This window comes from Psychrobacter sp. SCQQ22 (assembly GCF_015864605.1).
Lineage (GTDB): Bacteria > Pseudomonadota > Gammaproteobacteria > Pseudomonadales > Moraxellaceae > Psychrobacter > Psychrobacter fozii.
Genome location: NZ_JADYWZ010000009.1, coordinates 156,983 through 162,982, shown reverse-complemented (window position 1 = coordinate 162,982; position 6,000 = coordinate 156,983). Strand labels below are relative to the sequence as shown.

Genomic DNA, 6,000 nt, shown 5'->3' with positions numbered 1-6,000 from the left:
TGCGGCACCCAACCAAAGCCAATCATGGTGATACCCATAATGGCGATGACGATGGCTGATATGATGAAGGCTTGCTGAGGGGAGATATGGGTGAGAATTCTTGGAGGCATGATGCGCCCTTATGATGCAGGTTGGTTTGAGATATTTAAGGGTTTACTGGTTTCTTCTGTGGCCACGCGCGTGACTGGTTGCTGGCTTTTTATTAGTACTCCGTACTTCTATTAGTTCATCGGCCAGACTCTTTGGGTGCGAATGAGTGGTTATCTTTGATTAGTCTCGACCAAATTTTATCCATAAAAAAATCCTCACTTCTTATGATAAGAAGTGAGGATTTAGTGCTTTTTCAAGCCATATTTGGAGCGGGAAAAGAGATTCGAACTCTCGACCCCAACCTTGGCAAGGTTATGCTCTACCACTGAGCTATTCCCGCTGATTATCGAATTGCAGTGTTGTTAACAACAACTCCGTCTCGATAGGCTGGCTATTCTATCAAAATTCCTGAGTGTGTCAACACCTTTTTTTATATTTATTTCCAATATTTGCACTTTAAGTCTCTATTTCTAGAGAGTCTACCTATAAGTAATTGATTTAATAATAAGTATCTCATTTACTGAAGTAATCATTATTTTCACTAGTGATGAAAATATTATGTACCATCATCATGAACTATGTTTAATCACGCCCATGCCCATCAACCAAACTGCTATTTTCGTAGTGCACCGCTACGTTATTTTATAAACAAACCTTAAGAACATATTCCACTCTACTGCATATGACCACAGTCAAAGCTTAAGGTGTTCGATACAAATAAACCAAGTAGAGATAATAAGTATAGCAAAGTCGATACGGTAGCAGAGCAATCAAGATTTGATGATATTCCACTTACAATCATACGTTGTGTTGTTACTGTTTCTACATTGGTTTTAGCCTATTAACATTATTATACTTATGGGCAATGCCGGTTCGGGTAAAATTTTACTATTAAGACAGATAAATAGAGTAATAAGTGCTGTCCACATATCAGCTAAGAATTATCATTTGACCTATTTTATAGATATATACTTTGTACAACTTTTACTTTTATCATTTACAGCGAGGATATTTTTATGAAAAAGCTAATGACCACTACCGTGATGGCAGTGTCACTGTCCACACTGACTTTAGCAGGCTGTACTAGCACGACCAACACGGGTGCCGTTGGTGTCAACCGCCAGCAGCTGCTATTAGTTTCTAGTGAGCAAGTCCTTCAGTTATCAGCAGAAAGCTACGCGAACACACTGAAAGAAGCCAAATCAAAGGGCGTACTAGACAAAAATACAGCTCAGCTTAATCGCCTAAAGATTATTGCTAATCGTTTAATCGGCCAGGTTGGTACTTACCGTACAGATGCGGCAGCGTGGGACTGGGAAGTGCATACTATCCAATCTGATGAACTGAATGCTTTTGTTGTACCTGGTGGTAAGATTATGTTTTATTCAGGTATTATCGATCGCTTGAGCCTAACTGATGATGAGATTGCAGCGATTATGGGACATGAGATGTCACATGCGCTACGTGAACACTCACGTGAGCGTCTGTCGCGTGAATATGCAACGCAAACAAGTATCGGTGTGGCTGCTAGCATATTTGGCTTATCACAAGGACAGGCTGAGTTAGCAGGTACTGCTGGCAATTTAGGTTTGAGCCTACCCCACAGTCGTACTCAAGAGTCTGAAGCTGACCAAATCGGTCTTGAGCTGATGGCACGTGCAGGCTACAACCCACAGGCAGCCGTTAGCTTATGGCAAAAAATGCAGAAAGCAAGCGAAGGCGAGCCACCACAATTCTTAAGCACTCACCCATCTAGTAGCAGTCGTATTTCTCAATTACAGGCATTGATGCCTAAAGTAACGCCGCTGTATCAGCAAGCCCGCCGTTAATCAAAACTTATTGGTAGATGTCACGTTTTGAGTCAATGTTTATAGATTATAAGAGCAGAGTGCACATGAAGTATTGTGCTCTGCTCTTTTCATTTTTAGTAAGAAATGACAATTTTAGTAAGAAATGACAATAACTATTGAGTTTGGCAATTGAGCGTATCGCTATTAATCGCGTTATTGCTGATGGTTATATTTGTTAGCCCTATACTTGGTAAGTAAGAACAATTTATTTGTCTACGCATTTCAAGAGCATGCAGTCTGGATAATTGTGTCTGCTATAATGCCCACAATATATAATCTACACATTGCTAAATATTATTAAGCAAAATACTGTTGAGCAAAACATATGGAAGGATTGTTATGACTACCACACCGACTGCTAATGCACTTAATGCAGAGCTACAAGTTCTGCAGTCACAACATTTAGAACTGGTCAATGAGTCAATGAATCATGCTGGTTATTTCGATGGTAAAGAAAGCCATTTTAAGCTTACTATTGTCAGTGATGCTTTTGAAGGCAAACGCTTGGTCGCACGCCATCAGCTCGTATATGGATTGGTTAATGCGCTACTGACCTCACAAGGTGGTCAAGTACATGCTCTAGCTATTCATGCTTATACGCCCGTCGAGTGGCAAGGCCAAAGCCCTGATAGCCCGTTATGCGCTGGACAAAACAAAGCTTAGAATGTTGTTGTTTAGATCACATGTTTTCATATAATAATTGAATGCTATAAACAAGCTGACCAATGCAAATTTAAGGAAAACCATATTCAATGAAACATTTACATATGCTAATGGCATTACTGATCATTGTGGTATTTATATACCAGAGTTATTTGGTATTAAGCTCTAATAGACGAGCGCCACGTGCGGTGAAGATAGCGTCTCATATTTTATATGCACTCATTATCGTATCAGGCGCAGTGATGCTCATGCAGCTAATGAGTGTCAATGCCCCTGTCCAATGGGCTTTCGCCAAAATAATTTTGCTCTTCACTGCTATTAGCGCTAGTGTAAAAGCATTCAAAAATCATGCAACACCTGCCCAAAGAAAAGCGGGTATTGTCATTGCGAGTATCGCGTATTTTGGTATTGTAGTACTGGCCTTTACAAAGCCTGGCAACTTATTTTGATCCGTCTGCCGTATTAAAGTTGCACATATAGCAAGACTACTCAGAGGCAAAATATTGGATAATCGATGGACTTTCAATATCTTAATCACATTATTTTTGCTATCTTGAATACATACAAAGACAATAATTCAGCCTAATGGAGCCACCATGAAAACTCTTACTACAGCGACGTTACTAGCCACAGCTGGTATTTTGGGGCTCTCAGGCTGTGCTTCTACAGGTAATGTCACACCGCAGTATGTGCCGCCAAGCACCTATCAAAGCTATGATTGCCAAGCACTCAGCCAAGAATATACTCGAGTCAATCGCTATGCAGACGCAGCACGTAACGAGCAGTCAAGCTTATCTGCCTCAGGTGTCGGGGTTGGGATTTCTGCAGGACGTTGGGGTATCTCTCCTAACATCAGTTTTGGTCTTGGCAAAAGCAACAGTACTCAAGCACGCGATGCCAAGTTATCACGGCTCTATGGCGAGAGTGATGCCATAGTACAATCTGCACGTATTCAACGTTGTAGCTTCGTCAACGGTATCAAAATTTATGGTGAGTAGCATTTAAATAAAATGAGCTATATTCGATAGCTTCGAGTACCCATAATGTTAGACGATTATTGTGATTAAAAAAGCCAATACGCAATCAACGTATTGGCTTTTTTATGACTCATCATCACGACTGTAAACTTCTCTGAAGCTTAAACGCTTAAGCTTCGCACCCACTGGATGATTTGGTCACTGGGCAGTGCGCCTGACTGCCGCGCGATTTCTCTACCGCCTCTAAAGGCAACCATAGTAGGCAAACTACGAATATTATAAGGAGCTGCTGCTTGCTCGTATTTATCGGTTTGTATCTTTGCAAAAACTACTTGCGGCAACTGACTGGCAGCCACTTTGAATTGCGGTGCCATCATAATACAAGGCTGGCACCAACTTGCCCAAAAATCAACGATGGTCAACACATCATTCTTTTGAATGAACTTGCTGACCGTTTGCGCGTTCAATTCGTGAGGGCTAGCCGTCAGTAGTGGCTGGCCACATTTACCGCATTTTGGTGCAGCGCTAAGCCGTGCAGCAGGGAGACGGTTGGTCGCGTGGCAATGTGGGCAGACTAGATGGAAGTTTTGCTCATTCATGATTTAATTCCTATTCTAATTACTCTATTGTCTTAACAGTTCGTCTTGTATAAATTGATTATACAAGCAACTTTATTATGATGATTTATGGTCATTTTCTATACCACTTGCGCTGCCACACCACTATACACGTAGCTCATCGGTCGTGGACCTGGCAAGTACGCTTCGCTTAACTCCTCGATGGCAAAACCACCTGCCCTAATCAGTGCTGGAATATCGCGATCTAAATGACACCCTCCTGCGATAGGTTTCCAAAAAGGTGTCAATCGATGCTGCCAACGCTCGACAGAAAGATCTGGCGCTAATCCATGCTCACAAAATAACAAGCGACCATCAGGTTTTAGCACTCGTGCCATTTCTTGAAGTGCCGATACCGGATCATCGATACTACATAAAGTAAAGGTCATCACAATCGTATCAAATCGATCCGTATCAGCGTGAATGCCTTGGACATCCACGGCTATCACTTCAACTGGAATGCTGATGTCACTCGCCCGCTTACGTGCGAGTGTCTGCATCTGAGCGGCTGGGTCGATACCAACAATAGAAGAGACTCGTTTGGCATTATAAAACGGTAGATTCAAACCGCTTCCAATCCCAACTTCGAGTACTTCGCCTAGTGCTTGAGGAACAATTTTAGACCGCGCTTTCATCACATTACCCGCACTACAAGCGACATCGATCAGCTTGGGCAATACATAACGTTTGTAAGGGTTCATTGCTCTCTCCAGTTATCGCCGAGATTAGCGCTTGCAGGTAGATATACCGAGCTTCTATATAGCGGACCATCTACAGATTAGCATTATTATAGAGATCTAGCATACGATACTTGCATCGTGCTGCACGGGGTAACAACTTTTACTTACTACACCGTTTTTTTATTTACCAAGAGCGTTAATCGGTACTTTCAGATAACGGATACCATTGTCTTCCGGCTCTGGGAAATGACCTGCATCAATATTAACTTGTACCGAAGGAATAATTAAGCGCGGCATATCAAGCGTAGCATCACGACGCTCACGCATTTCTACAAACTCGGCTTCATTGATCCCCTCTTTCACATGGATATTACCCAGTTTTTGCGCTGCCACAGTAGTGCTTGGACAGTGTTTTCGACCCTTGCTTGGATAATCATGGCACAGATACATCATCGTATCTTCAGGGAGTGCCAGCAGCCTTTTGATTGAATGATACAAGGTTTTGGCATCTCCACCGGGAAAATCGCAGCGAGCCGTACCCACATCTGGCGCAAACAAAGTATCTCCGACAAAGACCACTGTTTTTTCATCATCAGCAGCAACATACGCCATGTCAGCTCGCGTGTGACCTGGCACATACATGACCGTAATAGTAATATCGCCAAGCGCCAAAGTCTCGCCATCATCTGTCAAAATATCAAACTGACTGGCATCCGTGCGAAAACTGGTATCGAAATTAAAGATTTGCTTGAATGTTTTTTGTACTTCGGTGATATGCTGCCCTATGACGAGCTGACCACCTAACAATTCTTTGACGTGTGCAGCCCCTGAGATATGATCGGCATGGGCATGGGTTTCTATAATATAGACCAGCCCCCAGCCATGCTCACGGACAAACTCAATCACCTCATCGACACTCGTAGTGCCAGTACGTCCTGACTTGGCATCAAAGTCTAATACGGGATCGACGATGGCACATACTTGCTTCTGAACATCTGCCAGTACGTGAGTATAGGTCTCTGTATCGCTATGTAAGAATGAATGGACTTGCATGGCTGCCTCTTTGTATTTCTATGAATATTTTAGTTTTTAATAAATTCTTAAGTATAATATGCGCTCAGCT

At 42.4% G+C, this 6,000-nt stretch carries 7 protein-coding genes and 1 tRNA gene; 4 read left to right on the top strand and 4 right to left on the bottom strand.

The window, feature by feature from the left end:
* Positions 1-355: 355 nt before the first annotated feature.
* Positions 356-430 (bottom strand) — tRNA-Gly (locus I6E84_RS12260).
* 676 nt (positions 431-1,106) lie between these two features.
* Between I6E84_RS12260 and I6E84_RS12255 the strand changes: the two genes are divergently transcribed.
* The 4 genes from I6E84_RS12255 (at position 1,107) to I6E84_RS12240 (ending at position 3,601) form a co-directional block, all read left to right on the top strand.
* Positions 1,107-1,919 (top strand): M48 family metallopeptidase, encoded by an 813-nt coding sequence (locus I6E84_RS12255; RefSeq protein ID WP_197218245.1) that lies wholly within the window; start codon positions 1,107-1,109, stop codon positions 1,917-1,919.
* A gap of 360 nt (positions 1,920-2,279) precedes the next feature.
* Positions 2,280-2,603, top strand: coding sequence for a BolA family protein (locus I6E84_RS12250; protein WP_197218244.1), 324 nt, complete (start codon positions 2,280-2,282; stop codon positions 2,601-2,603).
* Between the two features lie 89 nt (positions 2,604-2,692).
* Positions 2,693-3,052: a SirB2 family protein gene (locus I6E84_RS12245; RefSeq protein WP_197218243.1), complete on the top strand. Its 360-nt coding sequence runs from the start codon at positions 2,693-2,695 to the stop codon at positions 3,050-3,052.
* Positions 3,053-3,199: 147 nt separating this feature from the next.
* Positions 3,200-3,601: a hypothetical protein gene (locus I6E84_RS12240; RefSeq protein ID WP_197218241.1), complete on the top strand. Its 402-nt coding sequence runs from the start codon at positions 3,200-3,202 to the stop codon at positions 3,599-3,601.
* A gap of 140 nt (positions 3,602-3,741) precedes the next feature.
* Here the strand turns inward: I6E84_RS12240 and I6E84_RS12235 are convergent, their stop codons facing one another.
* From I6E84_RS12235 to I6E84_RS12225, 3 genes are all read right to left on the bottom strand, one after another.
* Positions 3,742-4,179 carry a thioredoxin domain-containing protein gene (locus I6E84_RS12235; RefSeq protein WP_197218239.1) on the bottom strand — a complete coding sequence of 146 codons (438 nt, stop codon included), beginning with the start codon at positions 4,177-4,179 and terminating at the stop codon, positions 3,742-3,744.
* A 98-nt stretch (positions 4,180-4,277) separates the two neighbouring features.
* Positions 4,278-4,898: a class I SAM-dependent methyltransferase gene (locus I6E84_RS12230; protein ID WP_197218238.1), complete on the bottom strand. Its 621-nt coding sequence runs from the start codon at positions 4,896-4,898 to the stop codon at positions 4,278-4,280.
* Between the two features lie 159 nt (positions 4,899-5,057).
* Positions 5,058-5,930: an MBL fold metallo-hydrolase gene (locus I6E84_RS12225; RefSeq protein WP_197218237.1), complete on the bottom strand. Its 873-nt coding sequence runs from the start codon at positions 5,928-5,930 to the stop codon at positions 5,058-5,060.
* Between the last annotated feature and the right edge of the window lie 70 nt (positions 5,931-6,000).